Raw genomic sequence first — 25,919 nt, forward strand, 5'->3', positions numbered from 1 at the left:
CACGTCAGCCACCCCCCGTCGACCCCGCCATCCACCCTTGGGGCCGTCGGCTTGTGGATCAACCCTTTCGGTCCTGGGCGAAGGAGGGCAGGCTGTTTCCATGCTTCGCCTCCAACTCGGGCCGGCGGATCTCTGCCGGGTGCGGTTCGGTGACCGGCTGCACCCGGTCGGGACCGCACTGCTGGCCAGTCAGTGGCTGCGGGATCCAACGGTGGCGGCCATGGCGCCGGCGCTGGCCGAGCGGGCGGCAGCGGTGGAGAGCACGGGCGTCGCCCAGGCTGCCACCGCGATCCTGCGGCACCTGTTGCCGGCACGGGGGCGCCTGCCGGATTTCGTCACCCCCTTCGCCGGGGTGGAATCGGTCGCCGCCGGTCTGGAGGCGATTCGGGCCACCCCGGCACGACGGGTACGCGCCGAGGTCGTCGCGGCGTACGCGGACGTGACGGCCACCCCACTGCGGCGACGGTTCGCCGCGGCCGACCCGGAGATGCTGAACCTGTTCGGCGGGGCCGTCCGCACCTGGTACGACGCCGTCCTCGCGCCGCACTGGCCCGATCTGGTGTCCGGGTACCGCCAGCAGGTGACCTGTGCCAGCCAGCGGCTGGTGCAGCACGGCCTGGCCAGCCTCTTCGCGGGCCTGCACCCGGCGATCCGGTGGCGGGAGCCGGTGCTGGAGGTGCGGACGTGGTGGGACGGGGATCTGCCCGGCACCGGTCACGGGCTCATCCTGCTGCCCTCCCCGCTGGCCGGACCCCGGCCCCGGGTGCTGGTCGAGCCGGGTCGCCCGATCCTGCTCGTCTACCCGGCGCCGATGCCTCCGCGCGCGGGCACGGCTGAAGGTGATCCCCTCGGCCGGTTGCTCGGCGCCACCCGGGCGCTGGTCCTGCGCCAACTCGCGGCCGACGGCGCGATGAGCACCACGGAGCTGTCCCGGGCCGTCGGGATCAGCCTCTCCTCGGCCTCGGAGCACGCCACCGCGCTGCGGGCCACCGGCCTGGTGGCCAGCGAGCGGGAGGGCGGGGCCGTACGACATCACCTGACGGCGCTCGGCGCGAATCTGCTGCGGGGCGCGCCGGGTGCCTCCTGCGAGGCGGGTCCGCCGCCCGGCCAGGCCGCCGGGTGGCCGCCCGCCCTGCCGTAAGGTTGCTGCCGTGACGACGCGTGTGGCGGCCATCGACTGCGGGACCAACTCGATCCGACTGCTGGTCGCCGACCTGCCCGGGGAGTCGGCCGGTTCGCAGGCGCCGCTGGTCGACCTGACCCGCCGGATGGAGATCGTCCGACTCGGCCAGGGTGTGGACCGCACCGGCCGGCTGGCACCGGAGGCGATCGAACGGACCAGGGTGGCGCTGGCGTCGTACGCCGCCGACATCGAGAAACTGGGCGCCGAGCGGGTCCGCATGTGTGCCACCTCGGCCTCCCGCGACGCCGCCAACGCCGCCGACTTCGAAGAGATGGTGCAGCGCACCCTCGGCGTAGCGCCCGAGGTGGTCACCGGCGACGAGGAGGCCCGGCTGTCGTTCACCGGTGCGGTGCGCGGGCTCCCGGCCGACGCGAAGGCGCCGTTCCTGGTCGTCGACATCGGCGGAGGTTCCACCGAGTTCGTGGTCGGTGACCGGGCCGCCGGCGTACGCGCGGCGATCTCGGTGGACATCGGCTGCGTCCGGATGACCGAACGGCACCTGCCCGGTGACCCGCCGACGCCCGAGCAGGTCGCTGCCGCGCAGGCCGACATCGAGGCCGCCGTCGACCGGGCGCTCGACGTGGTGCCCGGCCGCGAGGCGGCCACCCTGGTCGGTCTCGCCGGGTCGGTCACCACCGTCGTCGCGCTCGCACAGGGCCTGCGGGAGTACGACCCGGAGCGCATCCACCACGCCCGGGTGTCGTACGAGGCGGTCGCCCAGGTGACCGCGGACCTGCTCGGTCAGACCCGTGAGCAGCGGTTGGCGAACCCGGTGATGCACCCGGGCCGGGCCGACGTGATCGGCGCGGGCGCGCTGGTACTTCGCGTGATCATGGAGCGGGCCGGGATGCCGTCGGTGGTCGCCTCCGAGCACGACATCCTCGACGGCATCGCCTGGAGCCTCCAGTCAGCCATGCGCTGAGCCGTCGTTGATCTCGCCGCACGCCTAGATCGCGCTCGATCATGGAAATAGTGGCATCCTCCGACGCTGAGGCCACTACATCCTTGATTGAGCACGATCAAGCGTCCAAGCGCCCTGCGGCCCGCGCTTCGTTTGGCGTGTTGGAGCGATTTCGTTGACGCTACTGCGCATTGCACACTAGTCTGCAATGCGTGGACACCACACAGTTGCTGAAGGGCGTGCTCGATCTGGCCGTCCTGGCCGTGCTCCGGGAGGAGGACGGCTACGGTTACGACATCCTGCGCCGGTTGCGCGAAGCCGGCCTGGAGGAGGTCGGCGACGCCTCGGTCTACGGGACGCTGCGCCGCCTCTTCGCCGCCGGCCTGCTCACCACGTACGTCGTGCCGAGCGAATCCGGGCCGCACCGCAAGTACTACTCACTCAACGCCGCGGGGCGTGACCAGTTGACCCGCTCCGGCAAGCTCTGGCGCTCGTTCGCCACCACCATGGACAGTCTGCTCGACGATCGGGGGCTGGCGGCATGACCGTCACGGAGCAGGAGATCACCGACTACGTGGCGCGGGTTCGGGCCGCTCTGGCCGACCTGCCACCCACCCAACGCGACGAGCTGACCGAGGATCTCGCCGACCACCTCACCGAGGTCGCCGCCGAGGCCGAGGGCACTCTCGTCGAGCGACTGGGCGAGCCCGAGACGTACGCTGCCGAGCTGCGCGCCGCGGCCGGCGCCGCCGCCGGGGGCGGTGGGCGGAATCTCGACCAGCGGGTCGCCGCCGCGCTGACCCGGGTCCGCAGCCGGCTGCAAGTGATCGACACCCGGCTGGGCCCACCCCTGGGGTACGAGACGGCCAGCGACTTCCTCCGGTTGTTGCGGCCGGGCTGGTGGGTGCTGCGCGGCTACCTGGCGGCGATGCTGGTCACCGTGGTCACCAGCGGCGGCAACTCCGGGCTGCTGCCGAGGGTCGGTGGCGAGTTGCTGGCCGGTCTGATCATGCTGGTCGGCTTCGTGCTCGCCTCCATCTGGATCGGCCGTAGGTCCGCCCGGCTGACCCGCTGGCCACGATCGGCGGTGCAGGTGGGCGGCGCGGTGCTGGTGGTCTTCGCGCTCGCCGGGCTGGTCGACGCCGAGAGTTGGCGCGACAACGACTACTACTACGACCAGACCTCGGTCGACAGTCAGTACGGCCAGATCCGGGACGTCTTCGTCTACGACAGTGAGGGCCGGCTGGTGGAGAACGCCCGGCTCTTCGACCAGAACGGCCATCCCATCCGGCTGGGCTACCCGGACTGCGGTGGCAGCATCGACGAGTACGGCAACAATCCACTGCTGCGGCCGTACCCGTACTGCCCGGAGCAGGCGCCGTTCGGGCCCCGGGCACCAGGCGCACCCGTCGCGCCCACCACCACGCCGGACCCGAGCACCTCACCGGACCCGAGCAGCACGCCCGGCCCGACCGGGACGCCGACGCCGACCGGGACGCCCACCGGCCAGCCCACGGCCAGCGGAACCGTGACGCCGAGCGACGCACCGACTCCGACTCCGACGAGCTGAGTCGCGGTGTGAACTGGATCATGTCGTTGAAGCTGGGAAATACCTGAACGGACGAGGCGAGCGGGACGGCACCGTAAATCAATGATCGTTACGGTGTCGTCTGCTCATCAACCCCTCGGAAGGACCCTCCGTGTCAGACCAGGTCGCACCGCCCTCCGCGCCCGACGCCGCAGCACCCCAGCCGGCCGTCGAGACGCCGCAACCGACGCCGGCCCAACCGCAGGCGGCGAAGCCGGATGCGGCCGACCCGCAGGCCACCACGTCGGGTGCGGCGGACCCGCAGGCGGCCAAGCCGGATGCGGCCGACCCGCAGGCGGCCAAGCCGGATGCGGCGGACCCGCAGGCCAGCACGTCGGGTGCGGCCGTGCCGCCCGCGACCGCCACGGCGACGGCTGAGCCGGAGGCGAAGAAGTCCGGTGGGATGAAGGCTCTGGGCATCGTCGGCGCGATCCTCGCGATCGTGGTCGTCGCCGGCCTGAAGTTCGGCCTCGCCTCGGCGATCGGCGGCTTCTTCAACAAGGACGAGACCGCCGACGCCAAGGCCGGCGACTGCATCGCCGAGCTGCCGGAGATCACGGGGACCGCGCAGGAGAAGGTCGACGGTGCCAAGGTCGTCGAGTGCACCTCGACCGACGCGGCGTACACCGTGGTCGGTCGGGTGAACGACCAGAGCGAGGCCCAGGCCAAGGCCGGCACCTCCTGCGACCAGTTCTTCCAGAACGACCAGGAGGGCTACATCTTCTCCAGCATCGAGCCGGGCAAATCGGGCTACGTGCTCTGTCTGACCAAGAAGGCCTGACCGACGGGCCAGGCCGGCATCGACGGCGGCGGGAGCAGATCCCGCCGCCGTCGGCGTACCCGCAGTCACCGGCCGGCGAACAGGAGGTGAATGCCACTGTTCCGGCGTCTTCCCGAGGGCCGCGTGGCGTGGCAGGCTACCGGCACGTAGGACCACTGGGCGACCAGCCAACGATGACTGACCGCTAGGAGGACGGCCCATGGGCGAAATGGTGAGCTACCGCAGCAACGGGGGCATGAGCGAGGGGTATCTCGCGATACCCGCCAGCGGCATGGCCAGCCCTGCCGTCATCGTCATCCAGGAGTGGTGGGGCCTCGTCCCGCACATCCGGTCGGTGGCGGACCGGTTCGCCGAGGCTGGTTTCGTCGCCCTCGCCCCGGACTTCTACCACGGTGAGACGACCAGCGAGCCGGACGAGGCGCAGCGGCTCCTGATGGCGATGCGGATGGACGAGGCGGCGAAGGACATCGCCGGCGCGGCCGACTATCTCGCGGGGCGTCCGGAGGTGACCGGTAAGGTCGGTGCCGTGGGCTTCTGCGCCGGTGGCAGCCTCGCCCTGTGGTCAGCCACCATCTCCGAGCGGATCGTCGCGACCGCCGGTTTCTATCCCGTGCTGCCGTGGGAGTCGATGCGCCCCGACTGGGCCGACTACGCCGGCAAGGCCGCGGTCATCCACTGCTCCGAAGAGGACGGCACCTCGACCGCCGAGGGCGTACAGACCGCCCGCCGGGCCATCGAGGAGGCCGGCGGTGACTGCCACCTCTACGACTACCCGGGCACCTCGCACGCCTTCTTCAACGACGACCGGCCGGAGGCGTTCGACCAGCGTGCCGCAGCCAGCGCCTTTGCCCGCACCCTGGAACTCTTCCGGGCGAAGCTTGGCTGAGTCGCGTACCCCCGAGCAGGTGGTCGCCCGCGCAGCGCGGGCGACCGACCTGGCCGACCTCGACGCGGGTGTCAGCGACTGTTTTGCCTGCCCCCGGCTGGTCCAGTGGCGGGAGGAGGTGGCACGCACCCGCCGGGCCGCCTTCCGCGACCAGGAATACTGGGGCCGGCCGGTGCCGGGTTTCGGCACCGCCGACGCGCGGATCGCCATCCTCGGGCTGGCGCCCGCCGCGCACGGCGGCAACCGCACCGGTCGGATCTTCACCGGTGACCGGTCCGGCGACGTGCTGTTCGCCGCGCTGCACCGGGCCGGGCTGGCCAACCAGCCGACCAGCGTCGCCGCCGACGACGGGCTCACCCTGCGGGACATCCGGATCTTCTCGGCCGTCCGATGTGCTCCGCCGGACAACAAGCCGACGCCGCAGGAGCGCGACACCTGCGCACCCTGGCTGCACCGGGAGGTCACGCTGATCCGGCCCACGCTGCGCGTCGTGGTCGCGCTCGGCGCGTTCGCCTGGGCCGCGTGGTGGCCGGTGCTCCGTCAGGTGTACGGGCTGCGCCCGCCCAGCCCGCGACCGGCGTTCGGTCATGGGGCACACTGGTCCGGCACGGCCGCTCCGGACCTGTTGGGCTGCTACCACGTCAGCCAGCAGAACACCTTCACCGGGCGGCTGACACCAGAGATGCTGGACGACGTCTTCGGCCAGGCTAAACAGCTGGCCGGGGTGGACTGAGACACGCGTGGGGCGGTGGCGATGACAGACGGAACACGCCCGCCCACGCCGTCCCCTGCCGTCGAGCAGGGGGTGTTGCGCCCGGCGCTCGGCCTGCTCCGCCGGTGGTGGCCGGTCGGCGCGGTCGCCGCGTTGCTCGCCGGTGCGGCACTGGCGTCCGCCCACTCGTCGATCGGGGCCAGCCGGATCCCGCCGGCCGCGGAGAACGTCCCCTGGGTGCCCGAGTACCCGACCGTCGAGCCGTCACCGTCGATCCCGGTCGAGCCGCGCGACGCCGGTGAGGCCACCCAGGCGCACATACCGCAGTGGATCGCCACCGTGGCGATGGTCCTGCTCGGGCTGGCCATCCTCGCGGCCCTCGGTTACCTGACCTGGATCCTGATCCGGGGTGCGCTGCGCCGCACCACCCGGACGTTGCCGACGCAGCGGGCCCGGCGTAGCGCCGAGGGCACCGCCCGGGACGTGGTCGCCGCCCTCGACGCCGGCCTGGTGGAACTCGACGACACCGACACCGACCCCCGGGTGGCAGTGATCGCCTGCTGGGTGCGCCTGGAGGAGGCCGCCGCCACGGCCGGCGTGCCACGCCTCGCCGGGGACACCCCCACCGACCTGGTCAGCCGGCTGCTGCGGGGCGACCCGGAGGCCGGCGTGCCGGCGATCGTCAGCACCGACGTGCTGAACGAGTTCGCGCACGTCTACCGGGAGGCCCGGTACGCGACCCGCCCGGTCGGCGAACGCACCCGCGACCAGGCGCGCGCCGCGCTGCGCCGGCTGCGCGGCGAACTCACCGCGGTGGTGACCCCGTGAGCGCGAGGAGTGAGCCGGGTCTGCGAGCCCCGCAGTCGCGAACCAGAGGTGTAGGGCATGAGTAGCACCAGCATCGACGACCTGCTCGCGTTCGAGGAGGAGGCCGCGCCGACCGGCCCGCGGCCGCGCGCCTCCCGGTGGCGCCCGGTGCTGCGCTCGCTCGCGTGGGCCGCCGCGGTGGTCGCGGTGCTGCTCGTGGGCCTGCGCGCGGTCGGTCTCCAGGTCTCGCTGCCCGTGCTGATCGCCGGTGTCCTCGCCGTGCTGGCGGTTCGCCGGGTCACCGCCCTGCTCGCGCCGCCACCCCCGCCGCCGGCCGGTTCCCGTACCGGGTCGGGTGAGGAGGACGGCAGTTACAACTGGGCTGCCCGGGACGCGCTGAACAGCGCGATCAATCGCTGGGAATGGCCCCTGGACTGGTCCAACACCCGGCCCGAACGTTTCAGCGGGGTGGTCCTGCCCCGCATCGGTGAACTGGCCGACGAGCGGATGCGCCTGAAGCACGGCGTCACCCGCGAGTCGGATCCGGCCCGCGCCCGCGTCCTGCTGGGTGACCGGCTGTGGACGTTCCTGGAGACCCCGCCTCGCCGCACCCCGTCGCCGCGCGACCTCGCGGTGATCGTCGCCGAACTGGAGAAGATCTGATGAACGACGTGGACCGGAGCATTGCCCCCGCCGAGGTCGGCCACCTGGCTCGGGCGGTCCTGGACGCGGTCGGCACCGTCGTGGTCGGTAAGCGGGACGCGTTGGAGCTGGTCCTCGCCGGCATCCTCGCGGGCGGGCACGTTCTCCTGGAAGACCTGCCCGGATTGGGCAAGACGCTGACCGCACGCTCGTTCGCCCAGGCGCTCGGGTTGGACTTCCGTCGGTTGCAGTTCACCCCCGACCTGCTGCCCGCCGACGTCACCGGCTCGTTCCTGTACGACCAGCGCAACGGCGACTTCACCTTCCGGGCCGGCCCGGTCTTCACCAACCTGCTCCTCGCCGACGAGATCAACCGGACGCCGCCGAAGACGCAGTCCGCGCTGCTGGAGGCGATGCAGGAGAAGCAGGTCTCGGTGGAGGGTGTGACCTACAAGCTGGACGAGCCGTTCCACGTGCTGGCCACGGCCAACCCGATCGAGTACGAGGGCACGTATCCGCTGCCCGAGGCCCAGCTCGACCGGTTCCTCCTGCGGGTCTCCTTCGGTTACCCGCAGCACGAGGAGGAGTGGGAGGTGCTGCGCCGTCGGATGAGCCGTCGCCGCGAGGAGGCGGACATCAAGGCGGTGGTCGACGCGGCCACACTGCGCGCCATGCAGGCCGCCCTGGAGGACGTGGTGGTGGAGGACTCCATCGGCCGCTACATCGTGTCCCTCACGGCGGCGACCCGGGAGCACCCGTCGGTGCTGGTCGGAGCCTCGCCTCGCGGATCGCTGGCACTGCTGCTGCTGGCCCGGGTGCGCGCCGTGTTCGGCGGGCGCGACTACGTGGTGCCGGAGGACGTCAAGGAGGTCGCCGCGCCCGCCCTGGCCCACCGGATCACCCTGCGCCCGGAGATGTGGTTGCGTCGGGTCGACCCGGCGTTCGTGGTCGGCGAGGTGCTGGAAGCGACCCCCGCCCCGGCCAGTGGCGCCCTGCCCAGCTACGCCGCCGGCGGGCCCCGGCACTGATGACCGGACCGACCGTGTCGAGATCCACCGAACCGGAGCCGGCTGCCGGCTGGGCACCCACCCCGGCGCTCGGTCGGGCGGTGCTGCTGGCCGGCCTGCTGCTGGTGGCGGGGGTGCTGCTGGGGCGCGTCGACCTGATCGTGCTGGCCGCCCCGTTCGCGCTGGGCACCGCGTACGCGCTGCGCCGACGCCCCACGGCGTTGCCCCAGGTGTGGATCACTCCGGGCGACGACGGGCCGCTGGTCGAGGGCGGCGACGTGACGGCGGCGGTGAGCGTCGGCAACCCGGACACGGTCGACTACGACCTGGTGGTGCTGCGTACCCGCGTGTCGCCGTGGCTGCGGATCTTCCGGGCCGGGTTCGCCCGGGACGGTGCCGCCGGTGACGACGTGCCACCTTCGGCCGCGACGCCGACCGGCCAGGATCCGGCCAGCGGCACGAGCCGTTCGGCCGCCGACCGGCCGTTCGTGACGTCGGTTCCCACCGGGTCGGCGGTGGACCTGGAACTGGTCGGCCGTGCCCTGCGGTGGGGTCGGCACGCGGTCGGCCCGGCCGGTGCGCGGGTCGCGACGGCTGGCGGCCTGCTGGTCTCCCGCGCGGTGATCATCGAGCCGGTCCGCGTGCGGGTGTACCCGCGTACCGAGCCGTTCGAGGCGGTGGAGGCGATGCCCCGCGCCGCCGGTCTGGTCGGGGCGCACCACTCGCGGCGGCCCGGTGAGGGCGGCGAACTGGCCGGCGTACGGATCTTCGCTCCCGGGGACCGGTTGCGCCGCATCGACTGGCGGGTGTCGCTGCGGGCCCGGCAGTTGCACGTGGCGGCCACGCTCTCCGACCGGGACGCGGAGGTGGTGGTGCTGCTCGACGTGCTGGCCGAGGCCGGCCGTTCCGGTGGGGTGGGCGGCGCCGCCTCGGTGCTGGACACCACCGTCCGGGCCACCGCCGCGATCGCCGAGCACTACCTGCACCGTGGCGACCGGGTCTCCCTGCTGGAGTACGGCCCGTCGGCCCGTCGGCTGCGCCCGGCGGCCGGGCGACGGCAGTACCTGACGGTCCTGGAGTGGCTGCTCGACGTACGCGTGACGTCGTCCTCGCACGAGCCGTACGACCAGGTGTTCGGCCCGCAACTGCTCTCCTCGGACGCGTTGGTGGTGGTGCTCACCCCGCTGCTGGACGAACGGTCGGCGCAGATGCTCGCCCGGCTGGCCCGGGCCGGCCGGTTCGTGGTGGCGGTCGACACGTTGCCGACCGACCTGTCGTCGCCGAAGGACCGGGGCTGGGCCGAGGTGGCATACCGGCTGTGGCGTCTGGACCGAGAGATCATGATCGGGCAGCTCCGGGAGCACGGCGTCCCCGTGGTGCGCTGGGCCGGCGCCGGCAGCCTGGACCAGGTGCTGCGGGACGTGGCCCGGCTGGCGACGGCCCCAAGGGTGGGTGGCCGGTGAGCGCGAGGAGTGAGCTTGCGAGCCCCGCAGTCGCGAACGAAAGGCGAGCGCGGTGAGCGCGAGGAGTGAGCTTGCGAGCCCCGCAGTCGCGAACGTCCGGAGGCGCAGATGATCGACGCTGTCAGCGGGCGGGTCCGGGCGTTCCAGAATGCGGTGACCCGGATCAGCGCCGCTCCGCTGCTGGTGCGGGCCGGGATCTTCGCCACCGTGCTCGCCGGGTTCGTCCTCGCCTTCCCCTCGGAGGTGCTCGCCGGCCGACCGATCCTTTTCCTGACGGTTGCCGCCCTGTTGCCGGCGTTCGGCCCGCGCCGGGTGTGGGCGACCTTCACGGCATTGGTCACGGTTGGCGGCTGGCTGCTGGCCACTGACGGGTACGGCCGTCCGGTCGCCCTCTGGCGTCTCCTCGCCCTCGCCGCCCTTCTCTACCTGGCGCACACCCTCTGCGCGCTGGCCGCGCTGTTGCCCTACGACGCCGTGGTGGACCCCGAGCTGATCACCCGATGGTTGTTGCGGTCGGCGGCCGTCCTGCTGGGCACCGCCGTGCTGGGGGTGCTGTTGTTGCAGGCCGCGGGCACGGGTGGGGAGGCCGGATACCAGTGGGTCACCGTGCTGGGGCTGCTGCTGGCGGTGGGTACGGCAGCGTTGCTGGGCTGGCTGCTGCGACGACGGTGACCGCTGCGACCTGAGGGTTACGCAGGTCACATGGGTTGTGCTCCGTCACAGATGGGGGCCGCGAGCGGGATTACCTGAGCCGGCCGGGGAAAGATAGACAACGTGAATCCGAAGCGGATCCTTGTGGTGGGTGCCGGGCACGTTGGTCTGTACGCGGCGCTGCGCCTGTCGAAGAAGCTCAGCTCCCGTGAGGCTGAGGTCATGGTGGTGGATCCCCAGCCGCACATGACCTACCAGCCGTTCCTGCCCGAGGCGGCGGCGGGCAACATCTCCCCGCGGCACTCCGTGGTGCCCCTGCGGCGGGAGTTGCGTCGGTGCAAGATGGTGGCCGGCACGGTCACGCGGATCGAGCACGACCGCAAGGTGGCCACCGTGCAGCCGATCAGCGGCCCGCCACGGGAGATCACCTACGACCACGTGATCGTGGCGCCGGGTTCGGTCTCCCGCACTCTGCCGATCCCCGGCCTGCACGAGCAGGGCATCGGGTTCAAGACCATCGGCGAGGCGATCTACCTGCGCAACCACGTACTGGACCGGCTCGACGTGGCTGCGGCCACGCCGGATCCGGATGTCCGTCGTGCGGCGCTGACCTTCACCTTCGTGGGCGGTGGGTACGCCGGCATCGAGGCGCTCGCCGAGATGGAGGACATGGCTCGCGACGCCCTGCGTTACTACCCGGAGCTCAAGCAGGACGAGGTGCGCTGGGTGCTGGTCGAGGCGACCCAGCGGGTGCTGCCCGAGGTCGACCGGGACATGGGTGCCTACACCGTCCAGCAGTTGATGAAGCGCAACATGGACATCCGGCTGGACACCCGGCTCGAGTCCTGCGTCGACGGGGTGGTCAAGCTCTCCGACGGTGACAGCTTCCGGTCCGACACGATCGTGTGGACGGCCGGCGTGAAGCCGTCGCCGATGCTGGACTCGACCGACTTCCCGCGCGACGACCGTCGGCGGATCACCTGCCTGCCCACTCTCCAGGTGGTCGACGGCGACCAGGTGGTCGAGGGCGCGTGGAGCGCCGGCGACTGCGCCGCCGTTCCGGACCTCACCAAGGAGCCGGGCAACTTCTGCTCGCCGAGCGCCCAGCACGCGGTGCGCCAGGCCGCCCGGATGGCCGACAACATCACGGCCGTGATCCGGGGCCGTGAGCCGGTCAACTACAAGCACAAGCACGTCGGCAGCGTCGCGAGCCTCGGCCTGCACAAGGGCGTCGCCCAGGTGTACGGGATCAAGATGACCGGCTGGCCGGCGTGGGTCATGCACCGGACGTACCACATGAGCCGGATCCCGTCGTTCAACCGCAAGGTCCGGGTGGTCGTGGACTGGTCGTTGGCCTTCTTCCTCAAGCGTGAGGTGGTCGCCCTCGGGCAGCTGCACGACCCGCGCGAGGAGTTCGTCGAGGCGTCCCAGCCGGTCGGCGCGCCGCGCGTCTGACCCTCGGGTGTACGAAAGGGCCCCTCCTGACCAGGAGGGGCCCTTTCGTGCCGACAGCCCCCGTCGATCAAGGAGTTGTGGTGCCGGTTTGGTTCCACAGCGGGCGCTTTGTCACCCACCACAACTCGATGATCGACCCGGGCGGGGGCGGGGTGGGGTGGGGTCAGACTCGCCAGATCCAGGCGTCGGCTATCCGGGTGGCGGGGCCGTAGAGCTGTTCCAGGGTCGCGCGCAGACTCTCGGCGTGCGGGGCGTCGTCGGTCAACGCGACGCAGGAGGCGTTCCAGAAGTCGGCGTCCCGTGCGGCCTGACGGCGCTGCTCGTCGCCGATGGCCGGTTGGTCGCCGCGCCGGGCGACGTCCGCCAGCAGGGCCGAGGTGGGCTGCTTGAAGGTGCCCATCGCCGCTTTCCCGCGCCGCCCGTACGGGCCGATGAAGAACCCCTCCGGCAGGCCGAAGGCGGCGTCGGCGGCGGTTGCCCAGCGCATCGGCCAGGGCTCCTTGGGCGTCGGAAGCGGCACCGGGACCAGCACCCCGCCGGGGCGTACGCACTGCCGCCAGTGGCCGCCGGTGACGAATTCCGGCACGGCGGGTCGGTCGGCGGTCGGCAGCGGGGTCGGGAAGATCGGTAGCAGTGCCGCACCGACGGCCAGGGGCACGAGCCGTCGTGTCCGTCCGGTGCTGCGCAGAGCCCGGTCGACCGCCAGCACCAGCAGCGTCGCGATGATCGGCAGCAACGCCAGCGCGAATCGCATCGGCAACGCGCCGTCCACCACCGGCAGCCCGCCGATCAGTCGGTACGGGCCGGGCAGTGCGGTCTTGGTGCCGCCGAGCACCACCTCCGGGCCGAGCGACAACGCACCCATCACGAGGCCCGCCACGACGCAGGCGAAGACCAGCCGGCGTCGCCCGGCCCAGATCGCGCAGACCGCGGCGACCAGCAGCAGGGGCCAGCCGAGGAAGGTGTTGTACTCGGCCGGGCCGGTGGTCAGCCGGGCGGACTGGTCGCTGCCGGCCACCGACAGGGGGGAGACCGTCCACCAGCTGCTCAGGTCGGCGGAGAAGTAGGCCGGGGCGAACATCCCGTCGGCGACCCCCTGCGGGCCGGCGAACTGGAACCACAGCGGATAGCCGAGCACCAGCAGGGCGAGCCCGGCGGCGACCGCCAGCCCGGCGGCGAAGCCGGGCAGCGCCCGGCGGGCCAGCTCCCGGTCCGCCACGGCGTAGCTGACCGCCATCACCAGCAACGTGACGGCGGCGAGGAAGAGCACCTCCTCACCGATGAACACCTGTGCGGTGACCGCGGCGGCCAGCCCCGCCGCGGAGGTGAGCATCCGCCGGCGATCCGGCCCGGGGGACCGGTCGCGACCGGCCGCGTCGCGTGTCGTCGGCCCCGGGTCGGACGCCCGCAGCAGTCGGACCACCAGCCAGACGATCACCGGCACCAGCCACTGGGCGGTCATGTGCAGGTGACTGTTGGTCTGGGAGATCATGCCTGGGCCGAACCCGCAGAGCCCTCCGCCGAGCGCGGCGGCGAGCCGGCGGGCGCGCAGCGCCCGGTGGAACAGCAGGTACCAGGCGAAGGCGGTGCCGGCGAGGTTGGCGGCGGCGATCAACGCGAAGGTGACCGGCGCGCCGAGCAGCAGGGTGACCGGCGCGAAGACGATGCCCAGCGCGATCACCGTGGTGTTGGCCATCAGGTTGACGCCGTCGGGGGCGTTGAGCCGGTCGGTGAGCAGGCCGAAGTCCCCGAGCAGCGCGCGGGCGTCGACCGCCAGGAACCACTCGTAGAGGGCCTGGTCCTCCGGGTTGAGGGCCATCGTGCGGCCGGCCGGGTCGGGCCACAGCCCATGGGTGACCCAGCCGGCCAGCACCGCGCAGACCAGAGCGGCCAGCAGATCCACCCGGTGCCGACGGACGGCGGCCAGGAGCCGAACGGCCCGGGGCCGGCGGTTGACCTGATCGGCGAGGCGGAAGGCCTGATCAGGGGCGGCGTCGGGGGCCGTGGGGGCTGCGCTGCTCACGGCATCGACCCTAATGTGACCGGCCCCACGGGGTACGTCGGGTCGCCGTAGACCCGCTACGGTGACATTGCACCGTGCGTGTCGGCGCGCCGGTGCCACCCGCCCGGGTGGTGGAAAGGCAGACACGGCCGCCTTAAAAGCGGCTGCCGAAAGGCGTGCGGGTTCGACCCCCGCCCCGGGCACCGGTCGGCTCGCACGCATTCTCATTCGTGATCACCAGGACTTGGCTGCGCCGTTTACTCTTGGAGGGCACGTTCACGTGCACACGACCCCCTGAGGGAGGCCAGACAGTGAAGACCTCGAACCCGGTGCTCGCCCGGCTCGGCCAGGCGGCCGAGCGGGAGCGCTCCGCCGGGTACGCCCCGGCCGGGCCGTACGGACAGCCCGGCATTCCCCAGCAGTACCCGTCCCAGGCCGGTTACCCGGCTGCGCCGCCCACCGTGGCGCCCATGACCGTCGACGACGTGGTCGTCAAGACGGTCGCTCTGCTCGGCATCCTCGGCATCACCGCCGCAGCCGCCTGGGTGCTCGTGCCCGACGCGCTGGTCGGCACCGCCTGGATCGGCGCGGCGGTGGTCGGCCTGGTCCTCGGCCTGATCATCTCGTTCTCCCGGATGGCCAACCCGGCGCTGGTCATCGCGTACGCGCTCGTCGAGGGCGTCTTCGTCGGCATGGTCAGCAAGGCGTTCGAGAACCGCTACGACGGCATCGTGCTCCAGGCCGCCGCGGCGAGCTTCGGCATCTTCTTCCTGATGGCGATGCTCTACAAGGCGAAGGTCATCCGGGCCACCCCGGCCTTCGTCAAGGGCATGATCGCGGTCATCACCGGCCTCTTCGCCGTCATGCTGATCAACTTCGTGCTGGCCATGTTCGGCGTCAACACGGGCCTGCGTGACGGCAGCCCGCTGGCGATCGGGTTCAGCCTGGTCTGCATCGTGGTCGCCTCGCTGAGCTTCGTGCTCAGCTTCAAGGAGATCGAGGACGGCGTCCGCATGGGCCTGCCGCAGCGCTACTCCTGGGTGGCCGCGTTCGGCATCCTGGTCAGCCTGGTCTGGCTCTACATCGAGATCCTGCGCCTGCTGAGCTTCTTCCAGGGCGACGACTGACCTCGTCCGCGCTGCCGACCGGCGCCCGCTCCCGCTCTGGCGGGGGCGGGCGCCGTCGTTCGCCCCGGGCCCGCCGTTTCGCCGCCAGCGCCGGGCCGCCCGGGGCAGAGTGACGTCAAGGACACAGGCCCTGGGGGTACGCGGGCGAAGGAGGCGGCGGTGCGCAGCAACAACCCGGTGCTCAACCGGCTGGACGAGACCGGTCGGGTGGAGGCCCGGGTGCTCGGCTCCCGTGACGTCGAGCCGATGACGGTCGACGACGTGGTTGTCCGTACCGTCGGACTGCTGGTCGTCACCGGCGCGACCGCGGCGGTGTCCTGGGCGGTGATCCCCGACGTGGCCTGGCTGGGTGCCGCACTGGCCGGCAGCGCCCTCGCCTCGATCGCGCTGGTCCTGGTCATCTCCCTGCGGGGGATCACCAACCCGGTGCCGATCGTCGGCTACGCCCTGCTCCAGGGCCTGCTGCTGGGGGTGGCGAGCCGCACGTTCGAGCAGGTCTACCCCGGCATCGTGGTGCAGGCGGTGGCTGGCACCTTCGGCGTCTTCCTCGGTATGGCGGCGCTCTATCGGGCCCGGGTGATCCGGGCGACGCCCCGGCTGGCCCGTCTGGTGATCGGCACGTTGCTCGGCATCGCCGTGCTCAGTGTCGTCAATTTGGTGTCGTACCTGATCTCCGGACGACCGGGGCTGGAGGTCTACAGCGTCAGCGGGGAGGTCGGCTGGCTGCCGTACGCCTTCTCGGTGGTGGCCATCATCGCCGGGGCGTTCAGCTTCATCCTCGACTTCGACCTCGTCGAGCGTTCGGTGCGCGACGGTCGACCCCGCCGGTACGCGTGGCTGAGCGCGTTCGGCCTGCTCACCGGGTTGGTCTTCCTCTACTGGCAGTTGCTGCGGCTGCTCAGCTACCTGCGCCGTTGACCGGCGCGCTCGGTGCCGGCCGTAGACTCGGCGGCGATGAGCGCAGCGGAGTTGGATCAGGTCATGCGGTTGCTGGTCCGTCAGATCGTGCACTGGCAGCAACCACGCTGGTCGGCCATCGCGACGACCGGCAACGTGTCCCGCGCCGACCTGGTGCACCGCCTGGTGCAGGAGATCGCCAACCTGGCCGCGGACGCCGAGGGGGAGCCGCGTCGGGTCGTGCCCCGGCTCGACAACGACCTGGCCCTGCCCGACCAACTGCGGGTGGTGACCGCGGACCTGCTGGCCGCCGACGCGGGGGCCGAGGCGCTGGCCCGGGCCGCCGCCGAGGTGACGGCGACCCGCAACGCGCTCTGACGTCAGTTCAGCCGTTCGAGGACCATGGCCATGCCCTGGCCGCCGCCGACGCACATCGTCTCCAGACCGATGGTCTTGTCGTGCCACTCCAGGGCGTTGAGCAGGGTGCCGGTGATCCGGGCGCCGGTCATACCGAACGGGTGGCCGACGGCGATCGCGCCGCCCATCACGTTCAGCTTCTCCTCCGGGATGCCCAACTGGCGGTAGGAGGGGATGACCTGCGCGGCGAACGCCTCGTTGATCTCGACGAGGTCGACGTCGTCGATGGTCATGCCGGCCCGTTCCAAAGCCTGCCGGGACGCCTCGACCGGCCCGAGACCCATGATCTCCGGCGACAGGGCGGTCACACCGGTGGAGACGATCCGGGCCAGCGGGGTGAGCCCCAACTCCTCGGCCCGCTGGGCGCTCATCACCACCACGGCGGCCGCGCCGTCGTTGAGCGGGCAGCAGTTACCCGCGGTGATCCGGCCGTCCGGGCGGAACACCGGCTTGAGACCGGAGACCGCGTCGAGGGTGACGCCGGCACGGGGACCGTCGTCGGTGCTCACCACGGTGCCGTTCGGCGTGGTGACCGGGGTGATCTCCCGGGCCCAGAAGCCGTCGGCGATGGCCTTCTCGGCGAGGTTCTGGCTGCGTACGCCGAACTCGTCCATGTCGGCGCGGCTCACGTCGTGAACCTGGGCCAGGTTTTCCGCGGTCTGCCCCATGGTCAGGTAGATGTCGGGCAGCTCACCGGCCTCACGCGGGTCGGCCCAGACCTCGGCGCCGCCCTGCGCGCGGCGCTTCGAGCGTTCGGCGGCCGCACCGAAGCGCGGGTTCTCCCAGCCGCCGCCGACGAGGGCCTGCGCCTCGGGAGGCAACCCGTCGGAGCTGCCCCGGGCGTAGCGGGAGACCATCTCCACGCCGGCGGAGACGAACACGTCACCCTCGCCGGCCCGGATCGCGTGCATCGCCATCCGGGTGGTCTGCAACGACGAGGCGCAGTAGCGGGTCAGCGTGGCGCCGGGCACAGTGTCCAGACCGAGCAGTGTGGACACCACCCGCGCCATGTTGAAGCCCTGCTCGCCACCGGGCAGGCCACACCCGAGGTAGAGGTCGTCGATCGTGGTCGGGTCGAGTTGGGGGATCTTGTCCAGGGCTGCCTGGACGATGGTCGCGGCGAGGTCGTCGGAGCGGACGTCGCGCAGGGACCCCTTGTGCGCCCGGCCGATGGGGGAGCGGGCGGTGGCGACGATGACGGCGTCGCGGGACGACTCAATCGGCATGGACCAACGTTAACCCGCCGGTAACATGGCGCGGAAGAAGCCGGCGCGGCGGGAAATGTCACCCTGGCCGGGAACGATCTAGCGGCGGGTGGCGACCGTCGCGGCGGCGGCGACGGCGGGCAGCAGCGCGTGCGCCCACACCCGGTAACCGTCCGCGGAGGGGTGGAAGCCGTCGTGGCAGAGCGTCCCCGCGTCGGCCCGGAACACCGGCCCGGTCTCCGTGGCCAGGTCGACCACCGAGCCGCCAGCGTCCAGCACGGCCGTGGTCTGCGCGCGGGCCATCCGCCGACCGGCCCAGCCGACCACCTGACGCAGCGGAGGCGCGATGGCACGCACCGCCCCGAGATCGGGGCACGTGCCCACCACCACCTCGACCCGCGCCTCCCGCAGTCGGTGCACCGCGGCGGCGAGATAGGCCGCCGAGTCGGCGGGCCGGCGCAGCCCGGTGGCGTCGTTCGCACCGATCAGGATCAGCGCCACGTCGGGCCGCTCACCGAGCAGGGCCCGGGCCACCTGCGTGGCCAGGTCCGTCGAGCGGGAACCGGAGACGCCGACACTGGACAGGTGCACCCGCCGGCCGGTCGGGCCCTCGGCGAGCAGGTTGGCCAACTGCCCGCCGATGGTGTCCTCCAGGCGGTCGACACCCACGCCCAACGCCGACGAGTCACCGAGCAGCACCAGCCGCAACGGCGGGGCGCCAGCCCGGCCGACCGTGGCCCGCAGGGCCAGCCCCAGCTCCGGTTCGGCGTACCGCCGGTGGCGGGCCACGAACGCCTCGCCGGCCAGGACGGCAGCACCGCCCACGGTGCCGGCGAGCAGCGAGAACGCCGCCGCCCGACCCAGTCGGCCGGCGACGCCGGAGATCACGCCCCGCTCGCTGCGCTCGTTCATGCCAGTCCCTCCACTGTCGAGGTGTCCGAGGCGGGCCCGTGCTGAGGCACCGCACCGACACCGAAGAACGCCCGCCGGCGCAACTGCGCCCACCGGCCCGCCGGCCCTCGGTCGCGACCCCGGACCTGGGTGCCGCTGACCTCCGTGCCGGCGTGCCGGGCCGCCTGTTGCGCGGCCTCCGGCAGCGACCGTACGCCCTCGCCCCGGGTCGGTGTAACCCGTCGTTCCTGCCCCGTGCCGAGCGCGGAGAGCACCGTCGGCAGGAGCGCCGCGGCGGCCATCGCGTAACCCTCGGCGGAGGGGTGGAACCGGTCCCAGGCGAACATCCGGGTCGGCTCGGCGGTGAACCGGGGGCCGAGCAGATCTCCGAGGGAGACCGTCCAACCGCCCGCCTCCACCACCGCGACCGTCTGGGCCGCGGCGAGTTGGCGGCTCCACCGGTGTGCCAGCCAGCGCAGCGGAGGTTGGATCGGGCGGATCGCACCCAGGTCGGGGCAGGTGCCGACGACCACCTCGCAGCCGGCGTCGCGCAGCGTGTGCACCGCCTCGACCAGGTAGCGCACCGCCAGCCCACGTGGGGTGCGGTTGGTGATGTCGTTGCCGCCGATGAGGATCACCGCGATGTCGGGTCGGCACTCGAGCGCGGCCTCCACCTGGTGCCGCAGCGCCGAGGAGATGGCACCGACCACCGCGAAGCGGTGCAGTCGCACCGGTCGGTGCAGCCGACGGGACAGGCCGGTGGCGAGCAGCGCGCCGGGAGTCTCCCGGCGGCGGTGCACCCCGTAGCCGGCCGCTGAGGAGTCACCGAGCACGACCATCGTGAGCGCGGGGCCGGGGAACTTCGCGCCGTACATCCCGTCGCAGCGCGGCGGTGGCGCCTCGGCCATCGGGATGGTGCGCCGGGCCTGCCGGGCCTGGCCGAGCAGCACCCCGCCGGTCGCCATCGCGGCCGCCGCGGTGGCGCCCGTCCCGATGGCCGCCAGGCGGGCGAACCGCCGGGCCTGCCGCCAGTGCTCACCGCCGGGTACGACGGAATCAGCCACCCCCATACCGCGACATTATCGCGCCGGCCCGACACGCCGCTGTCGTCGCGACGGCACTCGGGTGCCTGGAAACCGACGCGGCGGGGTATCTGTGCAGGAGAGGCCGGCCGACTTGCGCCGACCCGCCACGCTGATCCGGCGGAGAGGAGCGCGACGATGGGGAAGACACTGAAGCGCAGCGCGGCGTTCACGGCCCTCGCGCGGGCACTGGCGGCTGGGGCCCGTGGTGGGCCGTCGTTGGGCACGCGGTTGGCCGCGTTGCCCCGGATGATCCGGGCCACCACCAAGGGGGAGTACGACGGCGGCCTTCGGCTGGCCCTGATGACCGCGGCGACGGCGTACATCGTCTCGCCGATCGACCTGCTGCCGGAGATCCCGCTGGCGATCTTCGGGCTCGCCGACGACGCAGTCATGATCACGTGGTTGGCGGGCAGCGTGCTCGCCGAGACCGATCGCTTCCTCGAGTGGGAAGCGCGCCGCAGCTCGGTCATCCCCGGGGGGCTGGTGCCCTGACGGCACGTACGCTGGGCGCGAGGAAACGTCTGCCCGGCCGCCGTCGCCGGCGCCGCAACGAAGGGCACACCGTGCAGTACTACGACAACGTCGTCGACATGATCGGCAACACCCCGCTGGTACGTCTGCGTAACGTCACCGAGGGCATCCAGGCCACCGTGCTCGCCAAGGTGGAGTACGTCAACCCGGGCGGCTCGGTGAAGGACCGGATCGCGCTGCGGATGGTGGAGGACGCCGAGGCCGCCGGCCTGCTCCGGCCCGGCGGCACCATCGTCGAGCCGACGAGTGGCAACACCGGCGTCGGGCTGGCCCTGGTGGCCCAGCTCAAGGGCTACAAGTGCGTCTTCGTCTGCCCTGACAAGGTCAGCCAGGACAAGCAGGACGTGCTCCGGGCGTACGGCGCCGAGGTGGTGGTCTGCCCGACCGCTGTCGCTCCGGAGGACCCCCGCTCGTACTACAACGTCTCCGACCGGCTGACCCGCGAGATCCCCGGCGCCTGGAAGCCCAACCAGTACAGCAACCCGGCCAACCCGCGCTCGCACTACGAGACCACCGGTCCGGAGCTGTGGAAGCAGACCGAGGGCGGGCTCACCCACTTCGTGACCGGGGTGGGCACCGGCGGCACGATCTCCGGCATCGGGCGCTACCTCAAGGAGGCGTCCGAGGGCCGGGTGCGCATCATCGGCGCCGATCCGGAGGGTTCGGTCTACTCCGGGGGCACCGGCCGTCCGTACCTGGTGGAGGGCGTCGGCGAGGACTTCTGGCCGGAGACGTACGACCAGGGTGTCGCCGACGAGATCGTCGAGGTGTCCGACAAGGCGTCCTTCGAGATGACCCGGCGCCTGGCCCGCGAGGAGGGGCTGCTGGTCGGTGGCTCCTGCGGGATGGCGGTGGTCGCCGCGCTGGAGGTCGCCCGCAAGGCCGGCCCGGACGACGTGGTGGTGGTGCTGCTGCCGGACGGCGGCCGGGGCTACCTCTCGAAGATCTTCAACGACTCGTGGATGGCCCGGTACGGCTTCCTCGACAACTCCGGTGCCGAGCCGACCGTGGCCGACGCGCTGGCCAGCAAGCCGGGCGGGCTGCCCGAGCTGGTGCACGTGCACCCGACCGAGACGGTCCGCGACGCGATCGACTACATGCGCGAGTACGGGGTCTCGCAGCTGCCGGTGCTCAAGGCCGAGCCGCCGGTGGTGACCGGTGAGGTCGCCGGCTCGATCGCCGAGCGGGATCTGCTCGACGCGCTCTTCACCGGCCAGGCCCACCTGCACGACACCATCGAGCGGCACATGGGCGACCCGCTGCCGATGATCGGTGGCGGTCAGCCGGTCAGCGAGGCCGTCGGCCTGTTGGAGAAGTCCGACGCCGCGCTGGTCCTGGTCGACGGCAAGCCCAAGGGAGTCCTCACCCGCCAGGACCTCCTGGCCCACCTGGGCGCCCACTAACCCGCGCCCCCACCCCCGCCCCGCCCCACGCCTGGTCGATCAAGAGTTGTGGTGGTGCGCATTCGGGTACCCGTGCCCAAAGCGCCCACCACAACTCCATGATCGACGGGGTCCGGGTGGGGGATCGACGGGGGTGGGGGTGGGGGTTGTTAGAGGGGGCGGGTGTAGCGGAGCTGGCGGGTTTGTGCTGATCCGATCGCCTCGTCCCGCTCGTCGCCGGTCGGGGTCCAGCCACCGCGCTCGTAGAAGGCGCGGGCGTTCGCGTTGTCGGCCAGCACCCAGAGTGCCGCGCGACGCCAACCACGGGCCCGCATGGCGTCCAGGGCGTCCACCATGAGCGCGCGGCCGGTGCCCCGGCCCTGCTCGCCCGGGTCGAGATGGATCGCGTTGAGCAACCCGGTGACCGGGTCGTCCTCGTCGTCCGGGCCGAGGTGGCTGAACCCGACCAACGCCCCGGCCCGCTCGGCCACGATCATCCGGTGGGTGGCCCGCTCCCAGTGCCACCGCTCGGCCCAGTAGTGCCCCATCGCCTCCGGTGTCGGGTCGGCCAGCGCCTCGGCCGACAGGAACGAGGAGTACGTGGCGACGCGGGAGCGTTGGTGCAGGGCGCCCACCGCCATCAGGTCGTCACCGGTTGCTGGGCGGAGCGTGACGGTCATCCGGCCGAGGCTACCCGGCGGGGTGGAAGCTGCACCACGGTCAGGTCCTCCGCGATGATCAGATCACCGTCGAAGTGCTCGCGCGCCTCGTCGTGGAACCGGCGCGAATCGGAGTAGCGCTGGGAGAAGTGGGTGAGCACGAGCCGGCGTACCCCGGACTCGGTCGCCACGCGGGCGGCCTGCGCCGCGGTCAGGTGGCCGACCTCGGCGGCGAGCGCGGCCTCCGACTCCAGGAAGGTCGACTCGATGACCAGCAGGTCGGCGTGCTCGGCGAGGGCGTACACCCCGTCGCAGAGGCCGGTGTCCATCACGAACGCGAACCGCTGCCCCGGCCGGGGCTCGCTCACCTCGTCGCGGGTGACGCGACGCCCGTCGAGGTCCAAGTGCCCGACGCGGATCAGCTCGCCGACGGCCGGCCCAGCGATGCCGTACGCGGACAGCTTCTCCGGCAGCATCCGGTGGCCGTCCGGCTCGATGAGCCGGTAGCCGTACGTCTCGATGGGGTGTCGCAGCCGGCGTGCCTCCAGCGTGCCGCAGCTCAACGCGATCCGTTGTCCGTCCGTCTCGATCGGGGTGACCTGGAGCTCGGCGGTCTCGTAGAAGGAGGTCGCGTGCCGGAGCCGGGCGAAGTATTCGGCGCCGCCGGCCGGGAAGTGCACGGCTACCGGGTGCGGCACGCGGTCCAGGGAGAGTCGCTGGATGGTGCCGGGCAGGCCGAGGCAGTGGTCGCCGTGGAAGTGGGTGACGCAGATCCGGGTGAGGTCGGTGGCGGTGACAGTGGTGTGCAGGAGCTGACGCTGGCTGCCCTCACCCGGGTCGAAGAGGATCACCTCGTCGTCCCAGCGCAACACGTACCCGTTGTGGTTGCGCTGACGGGTCGGCGCCTGGCTGGCCGTCCCGAGCACCACCAGCTCGCGCATGGACATCGCCGGTCCTCCGGATATGGAGCGACCCCCGGGGCGCTCCGCGCATGTGCGCGGGCCGGCTGGACTTGGCCGGCACCCCGGGGGTCGGGTGGCTGTCGTGGATTCGCCGCACCGCTGCCACACGGTCTCGACGATGGTGCTGTTGCCCACCTTGCGGCGGGCCGATCACTGTCGAGGACAGCGGCTAGCTGACAGCCACCTCACGAGTCCGATTGCTATACAAGTCTGGACCACCTCCCTTCACGTGTACGGCCACGTTATCGAGTTCTCGCCGGGCTCTGCAACGGATTTCGATCACACGGTCAGATGGGAATGCCCGGCCGCCTCGTCGACGGCCGGGCATCACGCTGGTGCAGGTGGCGGTGGTCAGCCGCCGACTCGGGCGACGCCGACCGGGCAGCTCAGCCCGTTCGGGCCGTGGTTGCAGTACCCGTTCGGGTTCTTGGTCGGCGCCAGGTACTGCTGGTGGTAGTCCTCAGCGAAGTAGTAGCTGCCGAGCGGGGCGATCTCGGTGGTGATCTCACCCTTGCCGGCCCGCGTCACGATCGGCTGGAACGCGTCCCGGGACGACTCCGCGGTGGCCCGCTGCTCGTCGGTGGTCGTGTAGATCGCCGAGCGGTACTGGGTGCCCACGTCGTTGCCCTGACGCATGCCCTGGGTCGGGTCGTGGTTCTCCCAGAAGACCTTCAGCAGATCCTCATAGTTGATCTTGCTGGGGTCGTACACCACCTGGACGACCTCGGCGTGCCCGGTCCGGCCGGAACACGTCTCCTCGTACGTCGGGTTCTTGGTGACGCCACCCGCGTAGCCGGCGGAGGTGGTGTAGACGCCGGGCAGCGTCCAGAACAGCCGCTCGGCGCCCCAGAAACAGCCCATACCGAAGACCGCGACCTGCAGGCCCTCCGGGAACGGGCCCTTCAGCGGGGTGCCCAGCACCTCGTGGCGGTCGGCGACCGGCATGGCGATCGGACGGCCCGGCAGGGCCTGGTCGGGCGAAACCATCTCGGCGTTCATACGGCGCAAAAACACGTGGGGATCTCCTCTCGTACCTCTCCCAGCGTGTAACACCGGTGGGTCCACCTTCCTTACCCGCGCCGGTGTGAGTCAGGCCCCGCCCGGGAGTGCGGCCGCGACCCGTTCCGCGTGGGCCAGGGCCTCGGCGTCGTCCTCGTAGCGGGTACGCGGCCAGAAGAAGCCCCGCAGCCCGTCGCCCTTGGTCCGTGGAACCACGTGGGTGTGCAGGTGCGGGACGGACTGGGACACCTTGTTGTTCATCGCCACGAACGTCCCGCCGGCCCCCAGACCGGTCTCCACGGCCACCGCCAGGCGCTGGACCAGCGCGAAGTAGCCGGGCAGCAGGTCGGGCGGCAGCTCGGCCAGGGTCACCAGGTGAACCCGGGGCACCACCAGGACGTGCCCCTTGAACACCGGTCGGGTGTCCAGGAACGCCACCCCGTCCGGGGTGTCGGCGACCCGGAACGCCGGCACCTCACCCGCCACGATCCCGCAGAACACGCACCCGCTCATCCGCCCAGGTTAGGCGGCGGCCCGACGGGACACGCGCCCCCCGCGCCCGCGCGAGCTGTGGTACTCATCTATCGAAATGGATCAGTGCCGAAAATGACGTGTGCTCCGAAAGGACGAACCTTGCAGATCAGAAAAGGCGGCACCCTGGCCCTGGCGGTCCTCACCGCCGGGCTGCTCACCGCCGTTTTCCCCGGGCAGGCCCAGGCGGCCACGCAGACCGCCACTCTGCTGCCGCTGACCACGGTGGCCGACGTGGTGTCGGCCGGTGACCGGGTCTTCGTCAGCGGTGGCAGCACCTCGACCGACGTCGTGGTCACGAGCGCGACGGGCACGGTGGTCGGCACCCTGCCGAGCCTGCCCGGCCCCACCGACCTGCTGCTCAGCGCCGACCGGCGGACCCTCTACGTGGCGCTGCCCACCGCCAACGCCATCGCCGCCTTCGACACCGGCTCGCTGATCGAGTCGGCCCGCTACGACACCGGCGCGGGCGAGTGCCCGTCGTCTCTCGCGCTGACCGGGCGATACCTGTGGTTCGGCTACGGCTGTGACCAGTGGGGCGGCAACATCGGGCGGATCGACCTCGGCCGCCAGCCGGCCCGGCTGAGCACCGGCGTGGCCAACCAGGACTTCTACGGGGCGCCGTTGCTGGCCGCGGCCAGCCAGAACCGGGCGGTGCTGCTCGCCGGGCAGACGTCGCTGAGCCCGGCGTCGGTCTACGCGTACGGGATCGGCAGCGCGGGAGCACTGAACCTGCTGCGGACCAACGACTGGACGGTGATCGGCAGCAACCTGCAGGACATCGCGCTCGACCCGACCGCCACCACCCTGTACACCGCCGCCGGCGCACCGTACGAGGCGCAGGCGTTCCCCTTCGCCGACATCACCACCCCGTCCGCGACGTTCCCCACCGGCCCGTACCCCGCCGCTGTCGAGCCTTCTCGCGACGGCACCAGGATCGCTGCCGGGGCGACCACCTCGTACCTGTTCATCTTCCGCCCCGACGGCAGCGAGCTGACTCGCTTCGTGCTGGGTGGCGGCGAGTTGAGCGCAGGCGGGCTGGCCTGGTCGCCGAACGGTGCCCGGGTCTATGCGCTCTCCTACGACTGGAGTGCACGGAACCAGGCCACCATGCACGTCCTGCCGGTCCCGGCAGGCTGACGGGTCCACCGGAGC

Annotated in this window: 26 protein-coding genes, 1 tRNA gene and 1 pseudogene; 20 read left to right on the top strand and 8 right to left on the bottom strand. The window is 72.0% G+C overall.

What is annotated here, in order from left to right:
* The first annotated feature begins 100 nt into the window (after positions 1–100).
* The 13 genes from LADH09A_RS07650 (at position 101) to LADH09A_RS07710 (ending at position 12,076) form a co-directional block, all read left to right on the top strand.
* Positions 101–1,141 carry an ArsR/SmtB family transcription factor gene (locus LADH09A_RS07650; protein WP_238644175.1) on the top strand — a complete coding sequence of 347 codons (1,041 nt, stop codon included), beginning with the start codon at positions 101–103 and terminating at the stop codon, positions 1,139–1,141.
* A 22-nt stretch (positions 1,142–1,163) separates the two neighbouring features.
* Positions 1,164–2,105, top strand: coding sequence for a Ppx/GppA phosphatase family protein (locus LADH09A_RS07655; protein ID WP_238644322.1), 942 nt, complete (start codon positions 1,164–1,166; stop codon positions 2,103–2,105).
* A 191-nt stretch (positions 2,106–2,296) separates the two neighbouring features.
* Complete coding sequence (locus LADH09A_RS07660) at positions 2,297–2,629, top strand: PadR family transcriptional regulator (RefSeq protein ID WP_109820301.1); 333 nt, start codon at positions 2,297–2,299, stop codon at positions 2,627–2,629.
* Positions 2,626–3,654, top strand: coding sequence for an HAAS signaling domain-containing protein (locus tag LADH09A_RS07665; protein ID WP_238644176.1), 1,029 nt, complete (start codon positions 2,626–2,628; stop codon positions 3,652–3,654). Before LADH09A_RS07660 ends, LADH09A_RS07665 begins: the two co-directional genes overlap by 4 nt.
* A 130-nt stretch (positions 3,655–3,784) precedes the next feature.
* On the top strand, positions 3,785–4,453 hold the full coding sequence (locus LADH09A_RS07670; RefSeq protein WP_238644177.1) for an LppU/SCO3897 family protein: 669 nt from the start codon (positions 3,785–3,787) through the stop codon (positions 4,451–4,453).
* A gap of 199 nt (positions 4,454–4,652) precedes the next feature.
* Complete coding sequence (locus LADH09A_RS07675) at positions 4,653–5,339, top strand: dienelactone hydrolase family protein (RefSeq protein WP_238644178.1); 687 nt, start codon at positions 4,653–4,655, stop codon at positions 5,337–5,339.
* Positions 5,332–6,072 (top strand): uracil-DNA glycosylase, encoded by a 741-nt coding sequence (locus LADH09A_RS07680; RefSeq protein ID WP_274529166.1) that lies wholly within the window; start codon positions 5,332–5,334, stop codon positions 6,070–6,072. The genes LADH09A_RS07675 and LADH09A_RS07680 overlap by 8 nt, the downstream gene beginning before the upstream one ends.
* A 21-nt stretch (positions 6,073–6,093) precedes the next feature.
* Positions 6,094–6,879: a DUF4129 domain-containing protein gene (locus LADH09A_RS07685; protein ID WP_238644179.1), complete on the top strand. Its 786-nt coding sequence runs from the start codon at positions 6,094–6,096 to the stop codon at positions 6,877–6,879.
* A gap of 57 nt (positions 6,880–6,936) precedes the next feature.
* Positions 6,937–7,521 (top strand): hypothetical protein, encoded by a 585-nt coding sequence (locus tag LADH09A_RS07690; protein WP_238644180.1) that lies wholly within the window; start codon positions 6,937–6,939, stop codon positions 7,519–7,521.
* A complete protein-coding gene (locus LADH09A_RS07695; protein ID WP_238644181.1) occupies positions 7,521–8,528 on the top strand; it encodes an AAA family ATPase in 1,008 nt (335 codons plus the stop codon). The genes LADH09A_RS07690 and LADH09A_RS07695 overlap by 1 nt, the downstream gene beginning before the upstream one ends.
* The gene (locus LADH09A_RS07700) at positions 8,528–9,970 is read left to right on the top strand and encodes a DUF58 domain-containing protein (RefSeq protein WP_238644182.1); all 1,443 of its coding nucleotides are present in this window, start codon (positions 8,528–8,530) and stop codon (positions 9,968–9,970) included. The genes LADH09A_RS07695 and LADH09A_RS07700 overlap by 1 nt, the downstream gene beginning before the upstream one ends.
* A 111-nt stretch (positions 9,971–10,081) precedes the next feature.
* A complete protein-coding gene (locus LADH09A_RS07705) occupies positions 10,082–10,642 on the top strand; it encodes a hypothetical protein (protein WP_372492248.1) in 561 nt (186 codons plus the stop codon).
* Between the two features lie 102 nt (positions 10,643–10,744).
* Positions 10,745–12,076, top strand: coding sequence for an NAD(P)/FAD-dependent oxidoreductase (locus LADH09A_RS07710; protein WP_238644184.1), 1,332 nt, complete (start codon positions 10,745–10,747; stop codon positions 12,074–12,076).
* 163 nt (positions 12,077–12,239) lie between these two features.
* Here LADH09A_RS07710 and LADH09A_RS07715 read toward each other — a convergent pair whose 3' ends face one another.
* Positions 12,240–14,099 (bottom strand): hypothetical protein, encoded by a 1,860-nt coding sequence (locus LADH09A_RS07715; protein ID WP_238644185.1) that lies wholly within the window; start codon positions 14,097–14,099, stop codon positions 12,240–12,242.
* 101 nt (positions 14,100–14,200) lie between these two features.
* Here LADH09A_RS07715 and LADH09A_RS07720 point away from each other — a divergent pair.
* From LADH09A_RS07720 to LADH09A_RS07735, 4 genes are all read left to right on the top strand, one after another.
* A tRNA-Leu gene (locus LADH09A_RS07720) sits at positions 14,201–14,281 on the top strand.
* A gap of 108 nt (positions 14,282–14,389) precedes the next feature.
* Entirely contained in the window at positions 14,390–15,205 is an 816-nt protein-coding gene (locus LADH09A_RS07725; protein ID WP_238644186.1) for a Bax inhibitor-1/YccA family protein, read from the top strand.
* 159 nt (positions 15,206–15,364) lie between these two features.
* Positions 15,365–16,123: a Bax inhibitor-1/YccA family protein gene (locus LADH09A_RS07730; protein WP_238644187.1), complete on the top strand. Its 759-nt coding sequence runs from the start codon at positions 15,365–15,367 to the stop codon at positions 16,121–16,123.
* A 36-nt stretch (positions 16,124–16,159) separates the two neighbouring features.
* Entirely contained in the window at positions 16,160–16,480 is a 321-nt protein-coding gene (locus tag LADH09A_RS07735) for a hypothetical protein (protein WP_238644188.1), read from the top strand.
* Between the two features lie 2 nt (positions 16,481–16,482).
* Here the strand turns inward: LADH09A_RS07735 and LADH09A_RS07740 are convergent, their stop codons facing one another.
* The 3 genes and pseudogenes from LADH09A_RS07740 to LADH09A_RS07750 all read right to left on the bottom strand — a co-directional run.
* Entirely contained in the window at positions 16,483–17,745 is a 1,263-nt protein-coding gene (locus LADH09A_RS07740; protein WP_238644189.1) for an acetyl-CoA C-acetyltransferase, read from the bottom strand.
* Between the two features lie 78 nt (positions 17,746–17,823).
* Positions 17,824–18,612: an SGNH/GDSL hydrolase family protein gene (locus LADH09A_RS07745; protein ID WP_238644324.1), complete on the bottom strand. Its 789-nt coding sequence runs from the start codon at positions 18,610–18,612 to the stop codon at positions 17,824–17,826.
* Positions 18,604–19,685: pseudogene (locus tag LADH09A_RS07750) on the bottom strand (SGNH/GDSL hydrolase family protein); the annotation flags it as partial. The pseudogene LADH09A_RS07750 and the gene LADH09A_RS07745, both read right to left, overlap by 9 nt.
* A 150-nt stretch (positions 19,686–19,835) precedes the next feature.
* On the opposite strand from LADH09A_RS07750, the gene LADH09A_RS07755 reads away from it, so the two are divergent.
* Positions 19,836–20,192, top strand: coding sequence for a YkvA family protein (locus LADH09A_RS07755; protein WP_088946255.1), 357 nt, complete (start codon positions 19,836–19,838; stop codon positions 20,190–20,192).
* Positions 20,193–20,263: 71 nt separating this feature from the next.
* Entirely contained in the window at positions 20,264–21,634 is a 1,371-nt protein-coding gene (locus LADH09A_RS07760) for a cystathionine beta-synthase (RefSeq protein WP_238644190.1), read from the top strand.
* A 149-nt stretch (positions 21,635–21,783) separates the two neighbouring features.
* On the opposite strand, the gene LADH09A_RS07765 is transcribed toward LADH09A_RS07760, so the two are convergent.
* From LADH09A_RS07765 to LADH09A_RS07780, 4 genes are all read right to left on the bottom strand, one after another.
* Positions 21,784–22,293, bottom strand: coding sequence for a GNAT family N-acetyltransferase (locus tag LADH09A_RS07765; RefSeq protein WP_238644191.1), 510 nt, complete (start codon positions 22,291–22,293; stop codon positions 21,784–21,786).
* Positions 22,290–23,219 carry a ribonuclease Z gene (locus tag LADH09A_RS07770; RefSeq protein WP_238644192.1) on the bottom strand — a complete coding sequence of 310 codons (930 nt, stop codon included), beginning with the start codon at positions 23,217–23,219 and terminating at the stop codon, positions 22,290–22,292. The genes LADH09A_RS07765 and LADH09A_RS07770 overlap by 4 nt, the downstream gene beginning before the upstream one ends.
* A 366-nt stretch (positions 23,220–23,585) precedes the next feature.
* On the bottom strand, positions 23,586–24,248 hold the full coding sequence (msrA, locus tag LADH09A_RS07775; RefSeq protein WP_238644193.1) for a peptide-methionine (S)-S-oxide reductase MsrA: 663 nt from the start codon (positions 24,246–24,248) through the stop codon (positions 23,586–23,588).
* A gap of 75 nt (positions 24,249–24,323) precedes the next feature.
* Positions 24,324–24,746, bottom strand: coding sequence for an HIT family protein (locus LADH09A_RS07780; protein WP_238644194.1), 423 nt, complete (start codon positions 24,744–24,746; stop codon positions 24,324–24,326).
* Positions 24,747–24,866: 120 nt separating this feature from the next.
* Between LADH09A_RS07780 and LADH09A_RS07785 the strand changes: the two genes are divergently transcribed.
* Positions 24,867–25,904, top strand: a complete 1,038-nt coding sequence (locus LADH09A_RS07785) for a YncE family protein (RefSeq protein WP_238644195.1) — start codon at positions 24,867–24,869, stop codon at positions 25,902–25,904.
* Positions 25,905–25,919: the final 15 nt, after the last annotated feature.

It is taken from the genome of Micromonospora cabrerizensis (assembly GCF_022230955.1).
Taxonomy (GTDB): Bacteria; Actinomycetota; Actinomycetes; order Mycobacteriales; family Micromonosporaceae; genus Micromonospora; species Micromonospora cabrerizensis.

Bases quoted from the DNA above. Each gene is read 5' to 3' on its own strand.
- LADH09A_RS07650 (WP_238644175.1), top strand. From the start codon at position 101: ATGCTTCGCCTCCAACTCGGGCCGGCGGATCTCTGCCGGGTGCGGTTC.
- LADH09A_RS07665 (WP_238644176.1), top strand. From the start codon at position 2,626: ATGACCGTCACGGAGCAGGAGATCACCGACTACGTGGCGCGGGTTCGG.
- LADH09A_RS07675 (WP_238644178.1), top strand. From the start codon at position 4,653: ATGGGCGAAATGGTGAGCTACCGCAGCAACGGGGGCATGAGCGAGGGG.
- LADH09A_RS07685 (WP_238644179.1), top strand. From the start codon at position 6,094: ATGACAGACGGAACACGCCCGCCCACGCCGTCCCCTGCCGTCGAGCAG.
- LADH09A_RS07690 (WP_238644180.1), top strand. From the start codon at position 6,937: ATGAGTAGCACCAGCATCGACGACCTGCTCGCGTTCGAGGAGGAGGCC.
- LADH09A_RS07695 (WP_238644181.1), top strand. From the start codon at position 7,521: ATGAACGACGTGGACCGGAGCATTGCCCCCGCCGAGGTCGGCCACCTG.
- LADH09A_RS07700 (WP_238644182.1), top strand. From the start codon at position 8,528: ATGACCGGACCGACCGTGTCGAGATCCACCGAACCGGAGCCGGCTGCC.
- LADH09A_RS07735 (WP_238644188.1), top strand. From the start codon at position 16,160: ATGAGCGCAGCGGAGTTGGATCAGGTCATGCGGTTGCTGGTCCGTCAG.
- LADH09A_RS07740 (WP_238644189.1), bottom strand. From the start codon at position 17,745: ATGCCGATTGAGTCGTCCCGCGACGCCGTCATCGTCGCCACCGCCCGC.
- LADH09A_RS07755 (WP_088946255.1), top strand. From the start codon at position 19,836: ATGGGGAAGACACTGAAGCGCAGCGCGGCGTTCACGGCCCTCGCGCGG.
- LADH09A_RS07765 (WP_238644191.1), bottom strand. From the start codon at position 22,293: ATGACCGTCACGCTCCGCCCAGCAACCGGTGACGACCTGATGGCGGTG.
- LADH09A_RS07770 (WP_238644192.1), bottom strand. From the start codon at position 23,219: ATGTCCATGCGCGAGCTGGTGGTGCTCGGGACGGCCAGCCAGGCGCCG.
- LADH09A_RS07780 (WP_238644194.1), bottom strand. From the start codon at position 24,746: ATGAGCGGGTGCGTGTTCTGCGGGATCGTGGCGGGTGAGGTGCCGGCG.